Origin of the sequence: Borreliella garinii (genome assembly GCF_001922545.1) — a bacterium.
Lineage (GTDB): Bacteria > Spirochaetota > Spirochaetia > Borreliales > Borreliaceae > Borreliella > Borreliella garinii.
Window position 1 is genome coordinate 289151 of record NZ_CP018744.1, and the last position, 24313, is coordinate 313463.

18 protein-coding genes are annotated in these 24313 nt (G+C 27.9%); 6 read left to right on the forward strand and 12 right to left on the reverse strand.

All coding sequences use genetic code 11. The features are described 5' to 3' along the window. Positions 1 to 28: 28 nt before the first annotated feature. Both BLA33_RS01300 and BLA33_RS01305 read right to left on the reverse strand, forming a co-directional pair. The gene (locus BLA33_RS01300) at positions 29 to 1966 is read right to left on the reverse strand and encodes an AMP-binding protein (protein ID WP_029346391.1); all 1938 of its coding nucleotides are present in this window, start codon (positions 1964 to 1966) and stop codon (positions 29 to 31) included. A gap of 25 nt (positions 1967 to 1991) precedes the next feature. After that, complete coding sequence (locus BLA33_RS01305; protein ID WP_075226344.1) at positions 1992 to 2705, reverse strand: CPBP family intramembrane glutamic endopeptidase; 714 nt, start codon at positions 2703 to 2705, stop codon at positions 1992 to 1994. Positions 2706 to 2820: 115 nt separating this feature from the next. Between BLA33_RS01305 and BLA33_RS01310 the strand changes: the two genes are divergently transcribed. Continuing rightward, a complete protein-coding gene (locus BLA33_RS01310; protein ID WP_075226345.1) occupies positions 2821 to 4077 on the forward strand; it encodes a ComEC/Rec2 family competence protein in 1257 nt (418 codons plus the stop codon). A gap of 52 nt (positions 4078 to 4129) precedes the next feature. After that, on the forward strand, positions 4130 to 4954 hold the full coding sequence (gene rsmA / locus BLA33_RS01315; RefSeq protein ID WP_029346390.1) for a 16S rRNA (adenine(1518)-N(6)/adenine(1519)-N(6))-dimethyltransferase RsmA: 825 nt from the start codon (positions 4130 to 4132) through the stop codon (positions 4952 to 4954). On the opposite strand, the gene pta is transcribed toward rsmA, so the two are convergent. Continuing rightward, positions 4937 to 5974, reverse strand: coding sequence for a phosphate acetyltransferase (gene pta, locus BLA33_RS01320; protein WP_029346389.1), 1038 nt, complete (start codon positions 5972 to 5974; stop codon positions 4937 to 4939). The genes rsmA and pta overlap by 18 nt on opposite strands. Before the next feature lie 102 nt (positions 5975 to 6076). Continuing rightward, positions 6077 to 6871: a 5'-methylthioadenosine/adenosylhomocysteine nucleosidase gene (locus BLA33_RS01325; protein ID WP_029346388.1), complete on the reverse strand. Its 795-nt coding sequence runs from the start codon at positions 6869 to 6871 to the stop codon at positions 6077 to 6079. A gap of 156 nt (positions 6872 to 7027) precedes the next feature. Between BLA33_RS01325 and metG the strand changes: the two genes are divergently transcribed. Together metG and BLA33_RS01335 are read left to right on the forward strand one after the other, a co-directional pair. Then, entirely contained in the window at positions 7028 to 9202 is a 2175-nt protein-coding gene (gene metG, locus BLA33_RS01330) for a methionine--tRNA ligase (protein WP_029346387.1), read from the forward strand. Between the two features lie 9 nt (positions 9203 to 9211). Then, positions 9212 to 10255: a lipid II:glycine glycyltransferase FemX gene (locus tag BLA33_RS01335; protein WP_029346386.1), complete on the forward strand. Its 1044-nt coding sequence runs from the start codon at positions 9212 to 9214 to the stop codon at positions 10253 to 10255. Here BLA33_RS01335 and murD read toward each other — a convergent pair. From murD to BLA33_RS01355, 3 genes are all read right to left on the reverse strand, one after another. Next, positions 10252 to 11607 carry a UDP-N-acetylmuramoyl-L-alanine--D-glutamate ligase gene (gene murD, locus BLA33_RS01340; RefSeq protein WP_029346385.1) on the reverse strand — a complete coding sequence of 452 codons (1356 nt, stop codon included), beginning with the start codon at positions 11605 to 11607 and terminating at the stop codon, positions 10252 to 10254. The two genes, BLA33_RS01335 and murD, sit on opposite strands and share 4 nt — an antisense overlap. A gap of 12 nt (positions 11608 to 11619) precedes the next feature. Next, on the reverse strand, positions 11620 to 12972 hold the full coding sequence (locus tag BLA33_RS01345; RefSeq protein WP_029346384.1) for an MATE family efflux transporter: 1353 nt from the start codon (positions 12970 to 12972) through the stop codon (positions 11620 to 11622). A 177-nt stretch (positions 12973 to 13149) separates the two neighbouring features. Then, positions 13150 to 14487 carry an MATE family efflux transporter gene (locus BLA33_RS01355; protein WP_029346383.1) on the reverse strand — a complete coding sequence of 446 codons (1338 nt, stop codon included), beginning with the start codon at positions 14485 to 14487 and terminating at the stop codon, positions 13150 to 13152. 130 nt (positions 14488 to 14617) lie between these two features. On the opposite strand from BLA33_RS01355, the gene BLA33_RS01360 reads away from it, so the two are divergent. After that, positions 14618 to 15406 (forward strand): M15 family metallopeptidase, encoded by a 789-nt coding sequence (locus BLA33_RS01360; protein ID WP_075226346.1) that lies wholly within the window; start codon positions 14618 to 14620, stop codon positions 15404 to 15406. Here the strand turns inward: BLA33_RS01360 and recG are convergent. The 5 genes from recG to BLA33_RS01385 all read right to left on the reverse strand — a co-directional run bounded on the left by recG (position 15403) and on the right by BLA33_RS01385 (position 23646). Further along, the gene (recG, locus tag BLA33_RS01365; RefSeq protein ID WP_075226347.1) at positions 15403 to 17463 is read right to left on the reverse strand and encodes an ATP-dependent DNA helicase RecG; all 2061 of its coding nucleotides are present in this window, start codon (positions 17461 to 17463) and stop codon (positions 15403 to 15405) included. The genes BLA33_RS01360 and recG overlap by 4 nt on opposite strands. Positions 17464 to 17472: 9 nt before the next feature. Next, entirely contained in the window at positions 17473 to 18027 is a 555-nt protein-coding gene (locus BLA33_RS01370) for a YggT family protein (RefSeq protein WP_088123895.1), read from the reverse strand. A 35-nt stretch (positions 18028 to 18062) separates the two neighbouring features. After that, positions 18063 to 21548, reverse strand: coding sequence for a DNA polymerase III subunit alpha (gene dnaE, locus BLA33_RS01375; protein ID WP_075226348.1), 3486 nt, complete (start codon positions 21546 to 21548; stop codon positions 18063 to 18065). Positions 21549 to 21635: 87 nt separating this feature from the next. Further along, complete coding sequence (locus BLA33_RS01380) at positions 21636 to 22808, reverse strand: methyl-accepting chemotaxis protein (RefSeq protein WP_029346460.1); 1173 nt, start codon at positions 22806 to 22808, stop codon at positions 21636 to 21638. 247 nt (positions 22809 to 23055) lie between these two features. After that, a complete protein-coding gene (locus tag BLA33_RS01385; protein WP_075226349.1) occupies positions 23056 to 23646 on the reverse strand; it encodes a hypothetical protein in 591 nt (196 codons plus the stop codon). 139 nt (positions 23647 to 23785) lie between these two features. Here BLA33_RS01385 and BLA33_RS01390 point away from each other — a divergent pair, with 139 nt between their 5' ends. Next, positions 23786 to 24310 (forward strand): DUF1761 family protein, encoded by a 525-nt coding sequence (locus BLA33_RS01390; protein WP_075226350.1) that lies wholly within the window; start codon positions 23786 to 23788, stop codon positions 24308 to 24310. Positions 24311 to 24313: the final 3 nt, after the last annotated feature.

The window sequence follows — 24313 nt, forward strand, 5'->3', positions numbered from 1 at the left end:
ACAAGAAAATTTTGTAGAATTTTCTTGTCTAATATCCGTTTAAATCTAAATCACTTTTACTAAAAATTAATTTTATTTTATCTTCATACTTTTGAGATATATAGTATCTTTTTAACTTAAGGGTATTGGTAAGTTCTTCTCCAATGGAAAAAGAATCCTGAAGTAAAACAAAGCCTACTATTTTTTCAAAATTTTTAAAACCCGATTTAGTATTAATAGTATCTGAGATATGCTTAGAATAAAGTTTGTTCACATCCTCATTAACCAATAAATCACTTCTAGAAGAAAAAGATACTCCATTGGAATTTGCCCATTTTTCAAGATTATCAAAATTAGGCACAATAACGGCTCCCAAAAATTTTTGATCTTGACCAACAATCATAATATTTTCAATAAATAAAGATTTACCCAAAATTCTCTCAAGGGGCTCAGGTTCAATATTTTCTCCTCCTCTGAGAACAATTGTATCTTTGCTTCTACCAACAATTGAAATTTCATTATTAATTGTCAATCTAACTAAGTCTCCAGTCTTCAACCAACCATCTTCTGTTAAAACTTCACTGGTCTTAGCCTTATCCTTAAAGTAACCGCTCATTATTTGTGGGGACCTTACCCAAAGCTCACCTTTTTCTCCATAAGGCAAAACTTTCCCATCAATTCCAACTACTTTGTATTCAACATCTGGCAAAATAGGGCCTACAGTTCTTGCTACGGGACCCTTAAGACGCCTAACACTCAAAATAGGACCCGTTTCGGTAAGACCATAACCTTCAAGAACTTTAATTCCTACAGCCTTAAAAAAATAATCAACATAATCAACCAACGCCCCACCACCAGAAACTCCAAATTCAAAATTTTGTCCAAGGGCATTTTTTATTTTTTTAAATACCAAAATATCACCTAATAATTTAATAGGAAAAATTAAAATAATCCCAATAAATAAAAATAACTTTGAAAAAATTGAAATAAATAAATTGGGTTTTTTATAAACAGGTGAAAAACCTAAAAATTTTTCATTAAGCTTTGCATAAATAATTCCAACTTTTAAAAATCCCCCGAACACAAGTTTCTTAATTAAAGATTCTGATACCTTTTTAATAATGCCTATTCTTATGCCTTCCCAAATTCTAGGTACAGAAATAATCATTTGGGGATTTAAAAGTAAAAAATCTTTTAACAAAACAGGACCTATAGGCTTTGAATATGCAATTGTTACACCCTTTAAAGCAACTATATATTCACAAGCCCTTTCAAAAGAATGCCAAAGAGGAAGAATAGAAATCATTATCTTGCCAGGTTTAATTTCTGGAAGATAATCATAAAGTCTGTCTAATTGAAAAATAAAAGATTCATGTCTTAACATTACTCCCTTTGGCATACCTGTTGTGCCAGAAGTATATATTATAGTTGCAATATCTTTTGAAGAACCTTTTTCAATCTCTATATCAAATGATTTTGGATTAGCTCTTAAATGCTCAGCTCCAAGTTCTAGTAATTTTTTATAAGAAAAAATAGTAATAGTCCCCATTTTTTCTTCATAAGATTTATCATCATCAATAACAACAATGCACTTCACCAATCTAAGATCATGTTTTTTGGATAAAACTTTTTGAAGTTGTTTATTGTTTTCAACAAAAATAAAAGTGGATTCAGAATGGTTAATAATATAAGCTAATTCATCCTCAGAAGAATCATTCCCCCGTGGAACATCAACACAACCTAACCCTAAAGTAGCAATGTCAATTATTACCCACTCTCTTCTAGAATCAGAAATAATGACAACCTTTTCTCCCCTTTTAATGCCATAATGCAAAAGCCCAGAAGCCACTCTTTTTACTTCATTCCAAAAGTCAGCATATATTTGCTTCTTAAAACTTTTAGAATCTCCTTCCTTATACATAAAAATATCAAGCTCACTATAAAGGGTTATTACCTCTTTAAAACGCTTGGGCACAGTATCTCTCATAAATCCCCCTCAAATCAATTTGAAATTAACTTAAAACAAGCAATAGACTGCTAACAATAATATTATAAAAACTATGCATAAAAATCACATAATATACATTTTTATACCTTAAATAGATAAAAGCAAAAAATATCCCTAATATAAATGTAATCAAAAATCCTAAAATTCCATAATATAAGTGCCCATAAGCAAAAAAAATACTACTGAGAAAAATGGCAACTACGGCGGGAAATCCCATTTGTACAAACTTGGTAATAACAAAAGCCCTGTAAAACAACTCTTCAAAAGATCCTGTAAAAAAAGAGGTAAAAGTCATTAAAAACAATGATTTTTTACTGCTAATTTTCCAATTAAATCCAACATTGTTTTGGAAATAATAGGCAAGTGCCGATTCTGGCAATAGATATTCAAGTAAAAAAGCTATTAAAAAAATGAATATCATTGCACTCAATATTGTTTTAATAAAAATTACAATAGATTCCCAAATAAAAATAAATTTAAATTTAGGAATAAAAAACTCTGCTCTAAAATCATCATAAGAACTGGTAAGTTTAAAAAAATAAATTATAAAAATAATTAAAAAAGATCTTGAAATCCAAAAATAATAATGGTTTTCATTAACATTCCAAAATTCTGAATTGACATTTTCAAAAGGAGATGCAAGATGAATAACTACATAGACCAAAAAAATATCAAGCAAAGCTAGCTTGAATGGATATTTATTTTTTAACAATTGCATAAAGTATTGTAATTAAATAATCATTAATTGTCAATTAATGATTATTGATTGATTAATCAAAACAAATTAGAATTCAAAAGATAATTATTATTAATAAAAAATAGGAATATTATAAATGATTTTAATATTCATCCTTATTTCAATTAATTTATCAATTCAATATTATTTAAAACTCAATTTGATTTATTTTGACATAATACTAACATTATTTTTTATAATAAAAAATAACAAACACCTAGCACTTAGTTTTATTTTTTGCACAATATTGCTATTAAGCTTTCAAGTTAGATTAAATTTTAAAGCATTGGAAAAAAATATTTATCAAATAACAAACATTAAAAATTTAAAAAAAGATTCAAAAACCATTATTGAAGTAATTGACAATAAAATAAATACACATAGATTCAATTTTAAAAATATTGAAAACATTTATAAAATCGGAGATATCATTAAAATTGAAAACCAAAAAATAAAACTTATTAAAAGACCCTTTTTTGCCAAGCTTAAAGAAAAGTATACAAATACTTTAAATAATTTTTTTACCACATTAAATCCTAGTTATTCCCATTTTTCAAAAACAATGATTTTGAATATCAAGTCAGAAATAACAAAATATGAAAAAACATTATTTCAAAATGCAGGGGTTGCCCACATTTTAGTAGTGTCTGGACTACATTTTTACCTAATAAGCTTAATAAGTTACTATTTACTTTTAATAATCACAAATGAAAAATTAAAATACTTAATACTAAGCATAATTTTATTAAATTATCTAATATTAACTGGATTTACACCTTCAACACTAAGAGCATTTCTAATGACAGAATCTCTTATAATATATAAACTAATTTACGGCAAAATTAATTTAATAAGCTGTACATCTATTAGTTTTGTAATAAATGCTATTACATTCCCCGAAACACTAAATTCAATAGGATTTCAGCTCTCCTACCTTGCAACAATAGGGATATCAGCATCGGTTTATCTAAAAAATAGATACAATCTTAAAAGACTAACATCATTAATGCTTACAACGTTTTTTATTCAAATATTCACTTCGCCAGTAATTTATGTTAACAATTTTGATCTAGCACCAATTTCAGTGCTATCAAACTTAATAATTATTCCATTGACATTAATTTTTTTATTAATAACAATATTAAGCCTAATAACTTACTTTTTAAGCTTGAATTTATTTTTTCTCCTTGACCTTATTAATGCCTACATATTCCAAACAATAAAAATTACAGCAATATTTTTTAGCAAATTCTTTATAGTAAAGCACCACCAAATACCTATATTTTTAATATTAAGTATTCTCCTTATAACTTACATTATTTATAATAACGAAACCAAAAAAACTTCAAAATAATCCAAAAATAGCTGCAAATATAAAGAATAATATGATATTATCTCTTTGATCTATGAATATCAACTATAACAGTATAACTAGCATAAAACAAATATTAAAAGAAAGAAAAATAGCTCCAAGAAAATTATGGGGACAAAACTATCTAATCAACGAAAGCATAAGACAAAAAATAATAGAAAGCTTAGATATAAAAGAAAATGAAAAAATCTGGGAAATTGGTCCAGGCCTTGGAGCAATGACTGATATTTTACTAAAAAAAACCAATTTTTTAACCGCATTTGAAATTGACTTAAAATATTCAGAAATATTAAATGAAAAATTTGGAAAATTAAAAAACTTTAAATTGATAAAAGGGGATTTTTTAAAAAAATATCCAAACGAAAATAAAAACATTGATAAAATATTTTCAAATTTGCCATACAATATTGCTTCAAAAGTAATATCTAAATTAATTGAAGAAAATTTCTTAAAAGAAATGGTATTAACAGTGCAAAAAGAATTGGCCGACAGAATAACTGCAAAAACAAATAGCAAAAACTATTCTTCATTTACAGTCTTAGTACAATCACACTTCACGGCAATTAAAATAATAGACATAGGAGAAAGCAATTTTTATCCTGCACCCAAAGTTAAATCCACAACACTAAAATTAATTCCTAAAAAAAACAACATAAAAGACTTCAAAGAATTCAACAAACTGATTAGAACTGTATTCTCAAGTAGAAGAAAGAAATTAAAAAACACTATTATTAATTTCATCAAAAATAAAGCTATTCTGGAAGAAAATTTTTTAAAAGAATATTTAGGCAAAAGACCTGAAAACATTTCTGTTGAAGAATTCATACAAATTTCAAACACTTTAACTGCCCATCATTAAAGCACTTGCAAATACAATTTCATCAACAGAACAACCCCTTGAAAGATCACTAATAGGCTTTGACAAACCTTGTAAAAAAGGACCGTAAGCCTTAGCAAAAGCAAATCTCTCTACTAATTTATAACCAATATTCCCGGCATCTAAATTAGGAAATATTAAAACATTAGCAGAACCTGCTACCAAAGATTCGCTACATTTTTTCTCTGCAACATCCTTAATTATAGCTGAATCAAGTTGAAGTTCCCCATCAATAAGCAAATCACTCTCTTTATTCTTTACAATATTTAAAGCATTCTTTACCTTTTCAGTTTCTCTAGCATTGGAAGATCCTTTTGTTGAAAAACTTAAAAGAGCAACCTTGGGCTTTGCATTTAAAATGTCTTTAAAAGATTTAGCACTTTGCAATGCAATTTCTGCAAGCTCTAAAGAATTGGGATTTACTACTAAAGAACAATCTGCAAAAAATAAAATTCCATTATGTCCAAAACAAAAATCAAGATTGCGAGCAATATTTAAAGTATCCATAATCATAAAAGATGATACAGTCTTAACACCATCCAACTTAGAAATTATTCTCAAAGCATTAGACAAAACCTTAGCAGAAGTTGAAATAGCCCCACAAACACAAGACTTGACATGCCCAAATCTTACCATAAGCATAGCAAAAGTAATTTCATCTAAAACTTGAGTCTTTAAACTTTGCTTAGTAGCTCCTTTTAGCTTTAACAAACTCCAATATTCATCCAAATACATTTCAATGTCTGGGAAAGAATGAGGATCAATAACTTCTATTCTTTCTAAAATATTATTACAATTAGAAAATTCTTTTAGAGAATTAATAACAGGATCTTTTTTACCTATCAAAATAACTGAATTAGCAAGATTTTTTTGCAAAACAATAACAGCTGCCTTCAAAACTCTAGAATCACTACTTTCAGGAAAAACTACACTGGCCTTAAGCTTATTCTCTTTTACAAATATTCTTGCCTTATTAAAGGCATAATCTTTTAAACAAAACATTTTATAAAAATATAAATTTACAAGCGCACAAAGAAAAGATACTTTTTAAACAAAAATATCTTTTTTCATGCATAATTTTCAATTATAAAAATTAAATATTCCTTAAAGAATTCTTAAAATTTCTTGTACAACTTTAGCTGATTTAAAAGAAGCTAATTTTAAAAATTTACTATATTCAACTTCATTTTCTTCTTTATTTACAATGTCAGATATGGACCTAATAACTATAAAAGGTACATTAAACATATGCGCAACATGCCCTATTGCTGCACCTTCCATTTCAACAGCTATTACATCTTTAAAGTCTCTTATAATATTTTTGATATAAATTGGGTCAATAAACTGATCTCCTGTTAATATTAATCCTGAATATGCATTAGCGCCTTTAACCTTTAATTTAACGGCCTCTTTAGCTTTGTTAACCAAATTCTTATTGGCAACAAATTTTTGAGGTAATCCCATAAGCTGTCCCACCTTGTGGCCAAATTTAGTCAAATCAACATCATGATATGCAATCTCTGAAGACACTACTATATCTCCCACTTTAATATCTTTGTATTTATCACTAATAACACCACCAGCAACTCCAAAATTAATTACATGACTTATATTGTATTTTGACAAAAGATAACTAGTCCACACACCTGCATTAACCTTGCCAATCCCACAAACACTAGCCATAACATTGCGATTAGACAACTTCCCCTTTACAATCTTTTTATTAAGACCATATTCCTTAAGTACTATTTCTTCCTTATTAGACATAAGCTTATTTATCTCTTCAAGCTCAGAATCCATGGCAGTTACTATTAAAACATTGATGTTTTTAGAAAAAGCAACATGACCGTTTGAAAAAACTAATAAAAAAAGAAAAAATTTTATTAAAAAATTGTTCATAAAATCACACTCCTTATAGCAAAAAATATTTATAGCATTATTTTACAAAAAAATCAAAATTGAATTACTTTTGAAATAATTTTTATAAAAGGTATTGAAAAAAAATATCCTATCCATATTACAATATTAATAGCTTAAACAAAAAAGGGAAACTGAATGAAAAAAATGAATCTGGTTACAGCTGCTCTACCCTATGTTAACAACATTCCTCATCTTGGAAATTTAGTACAAGTATTATCAGCTGATGCTTTTGCAAGATATTCTAAAATGTCAGGAATTGAAACTCTTTATGTCTGTGGAACAGATGAATATGGAACAGCCACAGAAACCAAAGCCTTGATTGAGAAAACTACCCCTTTAGAACTTTGCAATAAATATTATGAAATACATAAATCAATTTACAAATGGTTCAATATTGAATTTGATATCTTCGGTCGCACAACCAATAAGCACCATCAAGACATTGTACAAAATTTTTTCCTAAAATTAGAAAAAAATGGCTATATAAAAGAGAGAGAAACTGAACAGTTTTTTTGCAACAAAGATTCAATATTCTTAGCTGATAGATATGTGATAGGAGAATGCCCAGAGTGCCAAAGCATAGCTAAAGGAGATCAGTGCGAAAATTGTTCTAAGCTTTTAAATCCAATAGACCTAATAAATCCAAAATGTATAATTTGTAAAAGCAAACCTGTTTTAAAAAAAACCAACCATCTTTATATAGATCTTCCCAAAATAAAAACAAAACTTGAGAAATGGATAAAAAATTCGACTACTAGCAAGAATTGGAATACAAATGCCCTTAAAATGACAAATGCTTTTTTAAGAGATGGTCTTAAAGAAAGAGCAATTACAAGAGACCTAAAATGGGGAATTCCTGTGCCTAAAAAAGGTTATGAAAATAAAGTATTTTATGTCTGGTTTGATGCTCCAATAGGATATATTTCAATTACCAAAAACATTGTAAAAAATTGGGAATCTTGGTGGAAAAACAATGAGCAAGTAAATCTTGTACAATTTATTGGAAAAGACAATATATTGTTTCACACAGTTATATTCCCTTGCATAGAAATTGGAAGTAAAGGAAATTGGACAATATTAAATCAGCTCTCATCAAGCGAGTACTTAAATTATGAAAATCTTAAATTTTCAAAATCAGAAGGAACAGGAATTTTTGGAAACGATGTTATTACGACAGGAATCCCTTCTGATGTTTGGCGATTTTATATCTATTATAACAGACCCGAAAAATCTGATTTTCAATTTATGTGGCAAGATCTTATGGAAAGAGTAAATACAGAGCTTATTGATAATTTTTCAAACCTTGTCAACAGAGTATTAACATTTCAAAAAAAATTCTTTGGAGATGTAATAGAAACAATAGAAATTCAAAATAAATTTTGGAAACAAATAATACCAAAATATAATAAAATACTAAATCTTTTTAAAAAGACAGAACTAAAATCTGCGCTAAAAGAAATACTTAAAATTTCATCCCTTGGAAACAAAATCTTTCAAGATAATGAACCGTGGAAAAGAAAAGATAGCTCTCCGCAAGAAACAAAAGAACTAATCTCAAACTTAATATACCTAGTCAGAGATTTATCTATTTTAATGATGCCATTCATTCCCGAAACAAGCAAAAAAATACAACAATTCTTTGGCAACAGTTATCAATTTTCTACCAAAATTCTTGGAACTAAATCGGGAATTAAAAGAATTGAATTTACAGAAATATTATTCAATAAACTAGATCAAAAAAAAATCAACAATTTAAAGCTGAAATATTCAGGAGAAAAAAACATGGAAGAAAAAGAACAACCAGAAAACTTATTTAGAGAAAAAGTGCTCTTAAAAGTTGTGAAAATAAATAAAATAGAAAGAAATCCAGAGGCTAAAAACCTATTCATATTAAAACTAGATGACGGAACTAATGAAAACAAACAAATAGTAAGTAGCCTTGAGGGATATTATACAGAAGAAGAGCTTTTGGGAAAACATATAATAATAGTAGATAATCTAAAGCCTGCAAAGTTTAGAGGAATAAAATCTGAAGGAATGCTAATAGCTGCTGAGGATAAAAATAAAAATTTTAAAATTGTAATTGTAGAAGATTCAATCAAAAATCCTATTCCTGGGGAGCGAATAATACTTGAAAACGATCAAAATAAAGATCTCATTTGCCCACCTAAAATTGACATAAATAAATTTTCAAAAGCTAATATAGTAGCAGAAGACGGAGAGCTTAAAATAAACGGAATAAACTTAATATTAGAACATTCTAAGAATAAAATATTGTCTAAAGATATTCCAAACGGAATAGTTTGCTAAGAGCTGTTAATGACTATTGAAAAAATAAAAACAAAGGAAATGGAAGAAAATTATCTTCAAAGCGAACTGTGGGCATTAATAAAAACAACAAAAAACAGCAATTGGAAAACCATAGCATTTAAAAGTGATGTTCTTGGTAAAATTGTTGTAATGCAAAGAAGACTGTTTAAAAATTTTTACTTAGCATATATTCCACATCCAGAATTCTCAAACAAAACTCTTGAGAACATTGATATTGACAAAATTGGCAAAACTATTAAAGAATTTAGCATAAAAATAAAACCCTACTTACATAAAAATACAATTTTTTTAAGATTCGATTTAATGTATTACTATCAAAGAACACTCAATGACAAATACTATCCGCTAAAAATTAACATCAAATATCTAAAAAAATCATTTGATGACATACAGCCCTCAAACACAACAATATTAAACTTAAACAATTCTCTTGAAGATATTTTGCTTAACATGAAAAAAAAAACAAGATACAACATAAAGCTCAGCACAAAAAAAAATCTGAATATAACAATAGATGATAAATTTAAACATTTAAATGAATTTTATAAACTCTACAAAGAAACTAGCAAAAGAGATAAATTTACTATCCACTCAGAAGAATATATAAAAAACCTCATTGAAATATTCGAACAAGACAAAAATGCTCAAATAAAATTGATAATTGCATTTTATAACAACATAATTATTTCTGGCATAATAATGGGAATTTACAAGGAAAAAGCAGTCTATCTTTACGGAGCTTCCAGTAAAAAATATAGAAATTTAATGCCGAATTACGCAGTGCAATTTAAAGCAATACAAATTTTAAAAAAATTAGGAATAAAAGAATATGATTTTTTAGGAATTCCCCCAATTGCAAATAAAAAACACCCCTTATCTGGTCTTTTTGCTTTTAAAACAGGATTTGGAGGAGATATCATTCACAGAATTGGATGCTATGATTTTATTTACAAAAATTTTATTTATCAGATTTATGCAAATCTTGAAAAACTCAGATACTTTTATTACAAAGTAATAAGGAAAAAAATTTAACCCAGCATATTAACTAAATTTTTGAATTGTAAGCCTCTATCAAACTCATTATTGAAAAGTTCAAAAGAAGCACTAGCAGGGGAAAATAATACAATGTCGCCTGGACTTGAAATCTTGCTAGCATAATTTACTGCATCTCTTAAAGAATCAAATACAAAATATTGTATGCTACTTTTTTCTAAAATCTTAATAATTTTTACAGTTGCACTACCTTTGATCAAGATCCAAGTTTTTACAAGATTAATGATCTTACAAAAACTTGAAAAATCAAGCTCTTTATCGGTTCCTCCAACAATTAAGTTAATAGAATTATCATTTGTTTTTAAACTTTTAACAGATAAAACCGTAGAATCGGGAATAGTTGAAGCTGTATCATTATAAAACATTACATTTTGAACTAATTTAACAAACTCCAATCTATGCTCAATGCCTCTAAACTTATTTAAAATCTTAAACGTATGACTAAGGTCCATATTTAAATAATACGAAACAAAAAAAGCAATAAGCTTGGGAATCATAAAAACAACTTGTGACTCAGAAAAACTTCCAATTAAGTTGTCATTAAAATATACTTCACCTTTATTATAATAAAAAACATCTTGATCTAAAACTAAAGGATTAAATTCGGAAAATAAAATAACTTTGGCTTTTGATTCAAATTTTGAAAAATATTTGTAATAAGCCTTATCCTGAATAATCGCAATTCCTGAAGTTTGATTTACAAAAATCTTTGACTTATCAATAATATAGTCATCAAAATTTAAATAATAGTTTTGGTGATCGTTGTAAACATTTGTAATAATACTAAGAATAGGATTAAAATTCTCTAAAGATTGCAACTGCCAAGAAGAAAGCTCTAAAATCAAGGGAGATCTTCCATCAAGTTGATCAAAAAAACTTAAAGGAGATATCCCGATATTTCCTCCAAGCTTTGCCCTTGGATATTTTTTTTTCAAAACCTGATACAAAAGAGATACAAGCGTTGATTTACCTTTAGTGCCTGTTACTGCTATTATAGGGTTCTTGTTAAATATCAAAAACAAGCTAATATCAGTTTCAACTCGTTTTGCAAGCTTTAAATATTTATTATTGGGCTTAACACTAGGATTTTTAACAACAATATCAGCTTTTTTAAAATCGTTTATATCATGTTTACCTAAAACATACCTAATTTGATCATCAAAATCTTTTAAAGAATCAATACTTAAAGCTAATTCTGCCTCACTTTTAAGATCAGTAATTACTAGCCTTGCCCCGTGCTTTAATAAAAATCTAGAAAGAGCTACTCCCCCTCCATTAAGACCTAACCCCATGACTAAAAAATTTAAATTTTTAATTTCGTCTAAACGCACAATAAGATTATATCAAACCCACCAACTTGTTTTAACAGGTTTAATCCACCTTTCACTATAAAAATAAGGAAGCGAAATAGCAAGTTTTATTGCATCCTCAAGAGCTGGAATAAAAACAATGATTTCAAAAGGCAAATTTGTATAATTTGCTAAAATAAAAGCAATAGGAATAGTATAAATAAACGTTACAGAACCTTCCATAATAGCCCCAAAACTTGGAGATGCTCCTGCACGAAAAAATCCAAAAAGATACTGAAAAGCAAGCGCCATAAAAAAGGCAGAAATAGAAGAATACCTTAAAATAATTCCTGTAAGTTGCGAATATTTTAATGTATAAAAAATATAGGGAGCAAAAAATGAAAATACAAACAATGCAAAAGATGTTAAAAAAGCAAGTTTGAAGCCAATGTTACCTAAATAGATTGCAACTTTCATGACTTCTTTTTTACTATTATGCATTTCATAGCCCATCATAATATTTAAAGAGATGCAAAAGGAATTAATTATATTAAAGATAATAAAATAAATAGAAAAAGATATACTATAAGCAGCATATTTATGAGTATCAATTCCTATAAAAATTGATGTCAACACAAGATAGCCAAAAAACCAAATAAAATCATTTAAAAGGATTGGAATAAAAAATTTAATTAGCTGAACAAACGACTTAATATTAATATTTAAATCATCAAGCCTAAGATTCAAAACTGAATTCTTGTTAAACACTGTATAAATAAGATAAACAATAAGCTCTAAGGCACGAATAACTGTTGTTGCAATAGCAGCTCCAACTACTCCCATACGAAAACCAAAAATAAAAATATAATTTAATATTAGATTTAAAAGCACCGAAAAAACAGAAATGTAAACTTGAAATTTAACAATTTCAACAACTTTAAGAGCATTGGCAACAAGTCCTTTTATGATTGCAAATACGAAGGAAAAAATAGCTATGTTTAAATAAATCGCTCCATAATAAACTGCCTGCACATCATTAGAAATTAATCTAAGTAAAAAAAAAGGATTCAATTTCGAAATCAATATAAACGGGAAAGAAAATAAAATAATAATTAATATACTAATAAAAAATGTATTTCTAAAACTCTTAAAATCGCCCCGATTGTATTGCCTTGTAGCAATTATATTGTAAGCTCCTACCATAGCAAACCCAATAGTAACAAACAGTTCGAAAAATTTATTTGCAAGAGAAACTCCTGCAACAGGATAATCGCCAAGATATGCAACCATAGCATTATCTGTAAGAGAAATAAAATTAAATAAAAAAAACTCAATAGCAGTTGGAATTGCAATCTTTAAAAGATCTTTATAAATTTTATTTTTTTTTAACACACTTAATGAATACATAAACTTCTCCAAATAAAAAATCAAGACTTTTGCAAAGACAAATACTAAAACACTGCAATAAAACAAAAGGAATTGCTTTTAAATCAGTATAATCAGAATGAATTTTAGACTAATCAAGATCATTAAAATTTTTATTAACACCAAATATATCATGCTGCTCTATCCTAAATCAAGCTCTTAATAATCAATCTCTCGTATCCAATCATCGTGAAAAAATTCAATCATGATAAATATATTTTTAATGATCTCTTCAGCATTTACAATAAAAACCACCATTGGCAAACTTAAATTTGTATAAAACACTAATAAATAAGCAACCGGAAGTGTATAAAAAACAATTGCCCCTGATTCAATAAAAAAACAAACATTTGGGATGCCACTGGCCCTAAAAACGCCAACAAGAACTTGCAACGTAAAAGCTTTAAAAACTACAATACTTGCAAAAACATAAATAAACACACTAACAAGTTTAGGAGAATTTAACTTACTAAAAATATAAGGTGCAAAGCCCGATATTCCAATAAGCAAAATAGCTACAAAAATACCCAAAAGAAATCCTAAAAAAGATAAAAAAAATCCAACTGACCTAACATGTTTTTTGTCATGAATCATTAAATGCCCAATAACAACGCCTGTTGCAAGTCCCATGCCATGAAGCAATACAAAGCAAATGTCAAAAAGATTTGATGCAACAGCAAATGAAGCGTATTCAATACTCCCAACACGAGAATAAAATGCATGCAAAATAGTTATACTTAATACCCAAAAAAGCTCATGCGATAAAACAGGTATAATTAGTTTCAAATTAGCTCTAGTAACTATCTTTGAAGCAAAAAAATCGCTAAACTTAATCCGATAATATGAATTGTCACCTATTAAGCTGTATAAAAAATAAAAAACAAACTCAACAATTCTAGCAAGCACAGTAGAATATGCAGCACCTTTTATTCCCATGCTAAAACCAAAAATAAAGATATAATTAAAAACAATATTTATTAAAACAACAATAGAAGTAACATACAAAGGTATTTTTACTTCTTTAGCGCTCTTAAACCCCATGGCTGATAAAAAAGAATATGCCATTAACACATAAGACCATGAAATAATTTTTAAATATTCTGATCCAAAATTTAAAGAATTCTGATTAGCTGTGAATAGTCTAAGAATGTTTTTTGGGAAAAAAAATGAAAATATAAAAAAAATTATTCCTATTGTAGTTCCAATTGATAATATATAAGCAAAAGATTGTCTTATTTGAAGAAACTTCTTTTTTGCAATTGCTTGGGACACGTAAGCGCTTAAAGTTGTACCAAGTCCAAACACAATAATAAAAAAAAGAAAAGTTACTCTATTTGCTAAAGAAACTCCTGTAATATGAAAAGAACCCAAATAGGAGATCATAAAATTATCAAAAAAAGTTACCATTTGAAATAAAAGCGATTCAAAAGCTGTAGGAATAGCTATAATAAATAGCTCTTTTATTATCTGATCATAATTTTTAAACTTTTTGATCATATTTCCTATATATACTCTCCTTTATTTATTACTTTAAAGTAAACTTAACCCAATCTGAAATATACATATATATGCATATATAATTAGAATTAACTATTTATTATACTAAAATATATTATAATTAAATAATATGAAATCAATCTATGTTTTATTGCTTATATTTATTAACATATCTTTGTTGACCAGCAATGTTTCAAAAAAAGATTTAAAAATACTACTAAAGATTACTAAAACAATGAGTGAACAGTGTAAAAATTTTATTGAAAAAAATCCTATTCAATTTTTAAAAGAAATAAAGCCTTTAGTAGATGCAGAAAAAAACAACCTCTTAACTCTAATAAATAAAAAAATACCAATTCCTGAAGATTATAAAATACCTGATTTGGTAAATATTGATGATTTTAAAGATCTTAAGAATCTTGGAGCAAAGAATCTTAAAGTAAGACAAATCTTAATCAAAGATTTAATTCAATTAATAAAAGATGCAAAAAAAAATGGAATTGAAATTAAAATCAAATCTGCTTACAGAACAAAAGAATATCAAAAATTTTTATTCGATTACAACGTAAAAACTTACGGAAGAAAAGTTGCAGAAACTCAATCAGCAATTCCAGGTCATTCCCAACATCATACAGGAACAACAATAGATTTTATAAATCTAGACGATAATCTGCTAAACACAAAAGAAGGAAAATGGCTTTACGAAAATTCTCTAAAATATGGATTTTCTCTTTCATACCCAAAAGGACATGAAATAGAAACTGGATATAAAGCAGAGCCTTGGCACTACCTATACATAGGTCCTAAGCCATGCTTTATTCAGAAAAAATATTTTAATAATTTACAACATAAACTTCTTGAATTCTGGAATCATAACAAAACAAACCTTATTAACCTGATTGAAAAATACGCAAACTAAATACTTCTTCCGACATTCAAATAAGAACAAAAAAGATTATTTAGCAAATCAATATCAAGCTTATCGTAAGAAGATTTATCATCAAAAAACAAGTCAAGTTCTTTTCGAATTAAAACTATAACATCTCTATCATCAACAAAATTAGATATTTTTAATTTTAAATACCCTGCTTGCTCAAGCCCAAATAAATTACCAGGCCCTCTTAACCTTAAATCCTCCTCTGCTATTTTAAATCCATCCAAATTTTCTTTTATGGTTTTCAATCGAAATTTTCCAGCACTTGTCAAAGGCTCCTTATAGAGTAAAAAGAAGAAAGATTGCAAATTACTTCTACCAATACGACCTCTAATTTGGTGTAAAGTAGAAAGTCCAAAACGCTCAGCATGCTCTACCACCATGCAAGTTGCATTTGGACAATCGATTCCCACCTCAATAACACTAGTAGCCACCAAAATATCTACCTTTTTAGAATAAAAATTCTTCATAATTTCTTCTTTTAAATCAGATGGCAACTTAGAATGAAGCATGTCTACAACATATTCACTAAACACTTCCTTCAATTTTAAATACATATTATTAACGTCTTTTAATTCGAATTTTTCTGAAGATGAAATCAATGGATAAACAAAATAAACCTGATGACCCTTTAAGAGCTCTTTTCTTAAAAAATCATAAACTTTATCTTCATTGCCATGTTTTGCTAAATAAGTAGTAATAGGTAAACGGCCCTTGGGTAAAGTTTTAATAAGTGAGACTTCAAGATCACCAAAAAGTGTTAGCGCAAAACTTCTAGGAATAGGTGTTGCAGACATTAAAAGTATGTCTACCCCTTCTCCTTTATTTTTAAGCTCTTCTCTTTGAACAACTCCAAATTTATGCTGCTCGTCAATAATAACATATGCTAATCTTTTAAATTCTGTACTTTCGTAAAAAATAGAATGTGTTCCAACTATTAAACCAGAAACTCCACTTTTAATACTTTCTAATGCTTGTTCTTTATCCTTCTTTTTCAAACTACCTGTCAAAAGAGTCACTGAAATGTTAAAAGAAGACAATATGTTGGATAAATTATCATAATGTTGACGAGCCAAAAGATCAGTAGGTGCCATAAATGCCACTTGATATCCAGCTTCAATTAAAGGCAGCCCTGAAAGCAAGGCAACAAGGGTTTTGCCACTTCCAACATCACCCTGAAGTAATCTATTCATTGGCTTAGAAGAGCTAAGATCTGAGAATATCTCATCAACAGAAATTTTTTGATCTTCTGTAAGCTCAAAGGGCAAGCTTGAGACAACTCTTTCAAGCAAATCTCTTGATAAATGTTTTTTTTCTCGAAAAAGAACCTTAGAAGATCTATACCTTGAAAAAAACTGAAGCAAGAAAATTTCTCTATAAATTAAAGTTTTTTTTGCCTTTTCAAGCATTTCTAATGAACTTGGGAAATGAATCTCTTTTAAAGCCTCGCTTAACGACAACAAAGAATACTTTTCTATTAAAAATTTAGGAATATCTGTTTGGCCAAACTTAAAAAAATATTCAAGAGCTTCTCTTACATATAATGAAATTTTCTTTGATGTTAAGCCTTCTGTTAAAGAATAAACCGGAAGAATTTTTTTAAATCTTTCAGGACTATCAGTAAAAACTTCACTGTCAAAATTAGAACAACTCCATAACCCACTATAATCGTTATAAGTAAATTTAGAATAAATATAGAATTTTTTATCTATTCTAAAAACATTCTCTAAAAAAGCCCTATTAAAAAGTAGAATTTCGAAAGGCTCATCATTTATACTTCTAGCCGTTAACTTTAAATTTTTTTTAGAACTATCCCCAAATTTTTTATGCCCGACAACAGTGAACACCGTCATCATATCAAAACTTTTCACCTTAGAAAAATCTGGAAAAGTTTGTATATTTTGACGATCTTCATATTTTACAGGAAAAAACTCAATAAGATCTTTAACATTTAAAATTTGCAGATTTTTTAGCCTTTCAACCCCTTTTTCACCAAGGCCACTTATACCTTTAAGCTCATATTCAAACTCATGTAAAAACATTATAATCTCCTAAAAAGGTAAATATCCTCCTAAAACTCTAATAGCAAATACAACTTGTTCAATAATAATTATAAAGGCTACCATTAAAGCACTCCCAATAATTAAACGTGAAGTATAAGACATATGCTTGTCAGTAATTACACCACTTATTCTAGTAGATAAAGGAAGTAAAAATGAATCGACTGTTTTAAAAAAGTCTGAACCTTGGAACAAATTTAAAAGCAATAATAACAATCTCAATAATAAAAAGAAAACTATAGCAATAAAAATGCTTCTAAATATCCCCCAAATTTCAACAATAAATAAAATAATAAATGTAGAAAGCTTATAATTTCCATAAGCCAACATTCTTTCAAAAATAGTTAAAGTTATTAAAGCTGCAATTGGAGAAAAATCAAACATGCCAAATGTAAAAAAAGGAATTCTTCTGAAAAAAGATAAAAATGGTTCTGTTACAATATGTATAAATCTGAAAAATACATTAGTATTAATTCCCGAGGACACAAGCCAGCTAAGAATGATCCTAACTAAAATTAAAATCCTATAAATCTGTAAAAATACCATTAAAGTTTCTATTAAAACAACTAACACAGCACCTCCTAATCAACCCAAACATCTTCAACTATCACGCACCGCCTCAACTTATCAAGCTTGTCTTCATCTGGCACAAAATTCAAAATTGAATTCATTTTTAATTTTAAATCCTTGCCATTTTCCCTTAAATAAAAATAAATATTTGAAAATCCAGAATTGTCCTCAAAATTACTTATACTTTCCTTTAAAGAATTAAGTAATTGTAAGTCATTTAATTTATTATTCAAAAATTTAATATGAATATTTTTTACTTTATCTTCAGAGAGTCTCTCAATATTTACAACTTTTTCAACTACAATCGAAAATTTGTCTCTGTTAAACGTAAGTCTACCTATAACCCCAATAACATTGCCCTCAATTAAAAAATCTCTATACCTTTCATAGCTTTCTGTAAAAACTACAATATCTATTGCACCTTTAAAATCTTCAATGACTCCAAAAGCCATTTTTGCATTATTTCTTTTGGTTTGAATAACTTTTACTGAATTTAAAATGCCAGAAAATTGAACAATGCTATCTTTTTTAGTAGCAAGATCTTTTAAAACATTTAAACTGGAAAAACTATTAATTGCCTTTTTATAAGGATCAAGAGGATGGCCCGAGACATAAAATCCTAAAAGCTCTTTTTCAAATTCTAAAAGCTCAGAATAAGAATATTCTTTAAAAGCCTGATAATTGAAATTTTGCTGGATTGGGTTTTGACCTTTAAGAACATCAAACAAACTATTTTGACCAAGTTTTTTATTATTTTTATCTTCTGAAACAACTTCAATCAAACGATCAAGATTTTCAAATAAAGTTTTTCTATTTTGATCCAAACTGTCAAAAAGTCCAGATTTTATTGCAGATTCTAAAAATTTCTTATTAATTACTTTATCGTCTACACGTCTGATAAAATCCTCAAAAGAACTATATTTGCCGTTTTTTTCTCTCTCATCAATTATTAAATCAACAACAATTTCTCCAAGATTTTTAATCGCATTAAGCCCATAAGAAATTCCAGAATCAGTTACACGAAATTCTTTAAATGATCGATTTATATCGGGCTTGAGCACATTTATACCTATAGCTTTTGACTCCTCAATATAATAAGAAAGCTTATCATTATTATTAATTTCATTTGTCAAGTTAGCAGCCATAAAATACTGAGGATAATTAGCCTTAAGATAAGCAGTTTGATACGCTATTAAAGAATATGCTGCTGCATGCGATTTATTAAATCCATACCCGGAAAAGGGCTTTAAAAGTTCAAAAATTTCACTAGCAACCTCTTTGTCATACCCTTTCTCAATAGCGCCTCTTAAAAAGTCGACCTTCATTTCATCCATCTCATCTTCTTTCTTTTTTCCCATAGCACGTCTTAAAATATCAGCCTTGCCAAGAGAAAAACCTCCAATTATTTTTGCGACTTCCATTACTTGTTCTTGATAAACAATAACTCCATAAGTTGGCTTTAAAACTTCCTTTAAATCTGGATGAGGATACTTAATACTCTTTACGCCTTTTTTGGCAGCAATAAATTGAGGAATAAATTGCATAGGACCTGGCCTATAAAGAGCATTTAAGGCTATTAAATCTTCAATATTATCGGGCTTTGCGTCTTTTAAAATTTGCTGCATTCCCTCAGATTCGAACTGAAAAACAGAAGCGCTTTTTCCTTCTCCTAGCATCTTAAAAGTCTTAAAATCATTATCTGGAATATTTTTTATTTTAAAATCTGGATTTACACTTCTAATAAGATTTTCTGCATTTTTTATTAAAGTTAATGTTTTTAGGCCAAGAAAATCCATCTTAACAAGTCCACATTCTTCAAGTAAATCCATTGTGTATTGAGTAGAAACAGAGCCTTGCTTATAATCCTTATAAAGAGGCACATAATCGGTTAAAGGGGTTTTAGAAATTACAATTCCTGCAGCATGGGTTGAAGCATGTCTATTCATTCCTTCAAGAACCAATGCAGCATCCATTAATTCTTTATAAAAAGGCTTGCTAGTAAAATACTCTTTCAAAGAATTGTCATCTAAAACCTCTTTTAAAGAAACTTTGAGACCATCGGGAATAAGCTTAGTAAGTTCATTCGATTCGGCAAATGGAATATCTAAAACTCTAGCTACATCTTTAACTACAGCCTTGGGCTTTAAGGTTCCAAAAGTAATTATTTGAGCTACCTTATCTTCTCCGTATTTATTGGTAACATATTTTATGATCTCATCTCTGCCTTCGAAACAAAAATCAATATCAAAATCAGGCATAGAAATACGCTCAGGATTTAAAAATCTCTCAAAAAGCAAATTATACTTTAAAGGATCAATATCGGTAATTCTAAGAGCATAAGCTACAATTGAACCAGCACCAGAACCACGACCAGCTCCAACAGGAATATCATTATCATGAGCAAATTTAATAAAATCCCAAACAATCAAAAAATAACCTTCAAAGCCCATCCTAATTATCACACTTAATTCATAAAAAGCTCTATCTTTTATTTTGCTTGTCAAAGTTTTATATCTAAACTTTAATCCCTCAAGAGTGAGATATTCTAAATATTCACCAAGAGTATTAAATTCAATAGGAATTTGATAATCAGGCAAAATAGGTCCTGGAAAAGTTATTTTAAAATCATCACATTTTTCTGCAATCCTTACAGTATTTTCTAAAGCTTCAGGCAAATCATTAAAAAGTTCACACATTTCCTCTTGAGATTTAATATAAAATTCATTGGTTTCCATTTTTAATCTATTCTCATCGCTCTTCTTGGCGCCAGTACCAATACAAACAATGATGTCTTGAGCAACTGCATCCTCTCTATTAACATAATGAGAATCATTAGTTGCTGCTAAAGGAACTCCAAGTTCTCTAGAATATTCAACAAGTTTTTCATTTACAATGTCTTGATCTTTAATGCCATGCCTTTGAAGCTCAAGATAAAAATCGTTGCCAAAAACTTTTTTAAACCAAAGAATTTCATTCTTAGCATCTTCAAATCTATTCGCCAAAATAAGTCTTGGAATGAGTCCTCCAATGCAAGCTGAAGTACAAATTAAACCTTCTGAATATTTTTCAAGATCCTCTTTATCTATCCTTGGGCGATAATAAAACCCCTCAAGATAAGAAATACTTGTTAACTTTAATAAGTTTTTATAACCTATCTCATTCTTGGCAAGCAAAATTAAATGGTAAGACATTTTCCCAAGATCATCATGTTTTTTAAAAAACTTAGAAGTTTTTGCCATATAAGCTTCAATGCCAATTATTGGCTTTATTCCTGCTTTTTTAGCTTCTTTATAAAATTTAATAGCTCCAAAAAGATTGCCATGATCTGTTAATGCAATATGTGACATATTGCATTTTTTTGCTTTTGATATAATATCCGATATTTTTGCAGCTCCATCCAAAAGAGAATAGTCTGAATGAACATGAAGATGAATAAATTTAGCCTTAAAACTCATACCTAAAATTATTTTATCAAAATAAAACTTGATTTTTAACAAACCCTAGTTAAATAAATAAAAATTTAAAAAACCATAATAATTTTAAATCTCTAATTTAAATTATTGAAACAACTCTTATCAAAATAATCAAGAAAAAATACTAATTCCTTGATTATCTAATTCAATTACCATTTTTTTAATATGCTCAAGTTTTCTGACAATTTCTTCGGATAAACTCTCAGCTTGAGACAAAAAATCTTTAGCTTGCCTTAAGCCACTATCATTACGATTCTCTACCCTAAATATAATCAAAATTTCAGCTGCAAACTTATTAATATTTAAATAAGGAATATATACTTCTTCCCACAGCTGTTTAATGATATCATTCTTAGGAGACAGTCCTTTATAAAACAATCCAAATCCATGCTTGGAAGCGTCCGTTTGAATAAATACTGTCCTTTGTCCTTCAACAATTAATCTCAAATTATTAATCCAAGAAAACTGCTCTGAGAGAATAAATTCCAGCTCTTTTAAAAATTCATCATTAGAAAGCACAAAAGTATCAGAACTAATCAAAGAATCACAATTCCTTGAATAATAAGCCATATTAGCATCTATGCTTTCAAGATTTTCAACTAAAGAAGAAAATTCTTCTTGGCTTTTTGAAAAGCGTTTAAATATGCTCTCAAGATAATTAAGCTGTTCAAGAATCTCGGCAAAGAACTTATCAATATCAATCTGCAAATCCTTAAGGTTATGAGAAATTAAATCTTTAGAAACCTCCTCAATTTCCTTTACAGAAATCATATTCATAACACCTTTTGCCTGATCAGAAAGTCGCTTAATCTCATCTGCAACAACAGAAAATCCTTTTCCATATTCTTTAGCTCTTGCAGCTTCAAGCTTTGCATTAAGAGAAATCATATTAGTAGCGCCCAAAAAACTACTTATTGTTTCTAAGCTTCCCTGAATTCCAACAATAACAGAAGATATTTGATTTAGTTTTTCCTTGTTATTTTTACCAATATCACTAAAAATAACACTTATCTGATCACGAGCATCATTTGTCATCTTAACAAGAACGGAAAATATATGATCAAAATCTTCTATTCCAGAAAATAAAATTCTTTGTAACGATTCAAATCCTACTTTTAAAGTAGCAATGGAAGCTTTAGTATGATAAAATCCCTTTAGCATTTCCTTAACAGGAGCTTTATATTCATACGTACTCAAATCTTTTTTGTCATTATCGACAACATTTAAAAGGCTTGAATCACAAACTTTTTCTTTCTTTTTCTTTAAAAACGAAAATTTTTTCATAAGGGGATTCTAACATAAAAATTTTTTTTTGAATAGATCCACACGTACTTAATTTGACACATTATTTCAACCTTAATATCAAATCAAATACAAAGATAAACAAAAAAATATTTTTACATTTAAATAGTAAAAATTAATAAAGATTAAAGCTTTGGCATAAATTTAAACTTTTACCTTAACCCATAAAACCATTTAAAGATACAAATCATTCTCCTCATTTAATTAAATTTTAAAATAATATTAAATTTTATTTATTTCTTTTTATCCAAGAGTAACGCCCACTAACCTCATTATACTCAAAAAGAGCATCTCTGTAAGAAAAAAAACATAAAAAAATATTGATAAACTCTTCTAATTTAGCCTTAACTTTTGGCAAGTTAAAATCGTTGTCAAAATTAAAAATATCATCTGATCCTGCTGTAAATAATTTGTCATCTTGCTTAAGAATAACTTTTTTGGGCTGCCAAAACAGAACGTTGGTTTTTTTATCCTGAAGAAAAAATCTATTAAATTCATAGTCAAGATCAACTTGATCCGTTTTTGCTTCAACAGTCCCAACAATAACACATCGTTCATGATCAATTCTTTTAATCAAAACAGCATCCGTAAGCACAACTCTATCACCAACTTCAAGAGTAAACTGCTCTTCTATCTCATATTGCTTATTAAAAGGAAGATTTGCAATTTTCCTGAAAAGATTGAGAAGTATGTACTTAGTGCTCATCTCTTTATTGTTTATTCTAAGACAAGGAATCTTCATTCTATACTTAAGCTCATCAAAAAAATATTTAACAAGTCTTTTCATTAAAATTGTTTTTCTAATGTCTTCTTCTTTCATTTAATCCTCCTAATAAAAATTGCCAAAAGTTAAAACCATTATACAAATATAATAAAATCTGAATCGCATTAAAGAAATTAAAATACTTTATTATATACTAATTATAATTAAATCATTGCCTAAAATGAAGGAGACAATTATGTTAATAAAATTTATGTTCTCAAACATTAATCTAATCTTAATAGTCAGTATGACTTTATTTAAAATATTATTAGAAATAATATACCGAAAAATATTATTTAAAAAAATAATTGGCAATATTAGCATATTAAATACTCAAAAAAAACAATGCAAAATAATTGTTATAGTCGTTTTAGCTTTCAGCAATTTATTACAAAGTTTTTTAATTAACGCTCTTGTCAATTTATTTAATAATTTAATAACCCTAACTAACAACTCTCTTGGAAGCTTAATGGGCTTAAATTACAATGTATTATCTGCAATGCTAATATCTAGCATAACTTGGCTTGCATTTAGCTTGCCCAAAGTAATAAACGATATAATCTATGAAAAAAGACCGTTTAAGTTAACAATATCTAATGCTTTCTTTGACCTTTTAATAATAATATTGCTAACCATATTCTCTAAATTATTTTTAAGCTATAAATTATTGCACTTTGAGAATACTACAAACATTAATTTTGAAAACCTACCCACTCACTAAGTA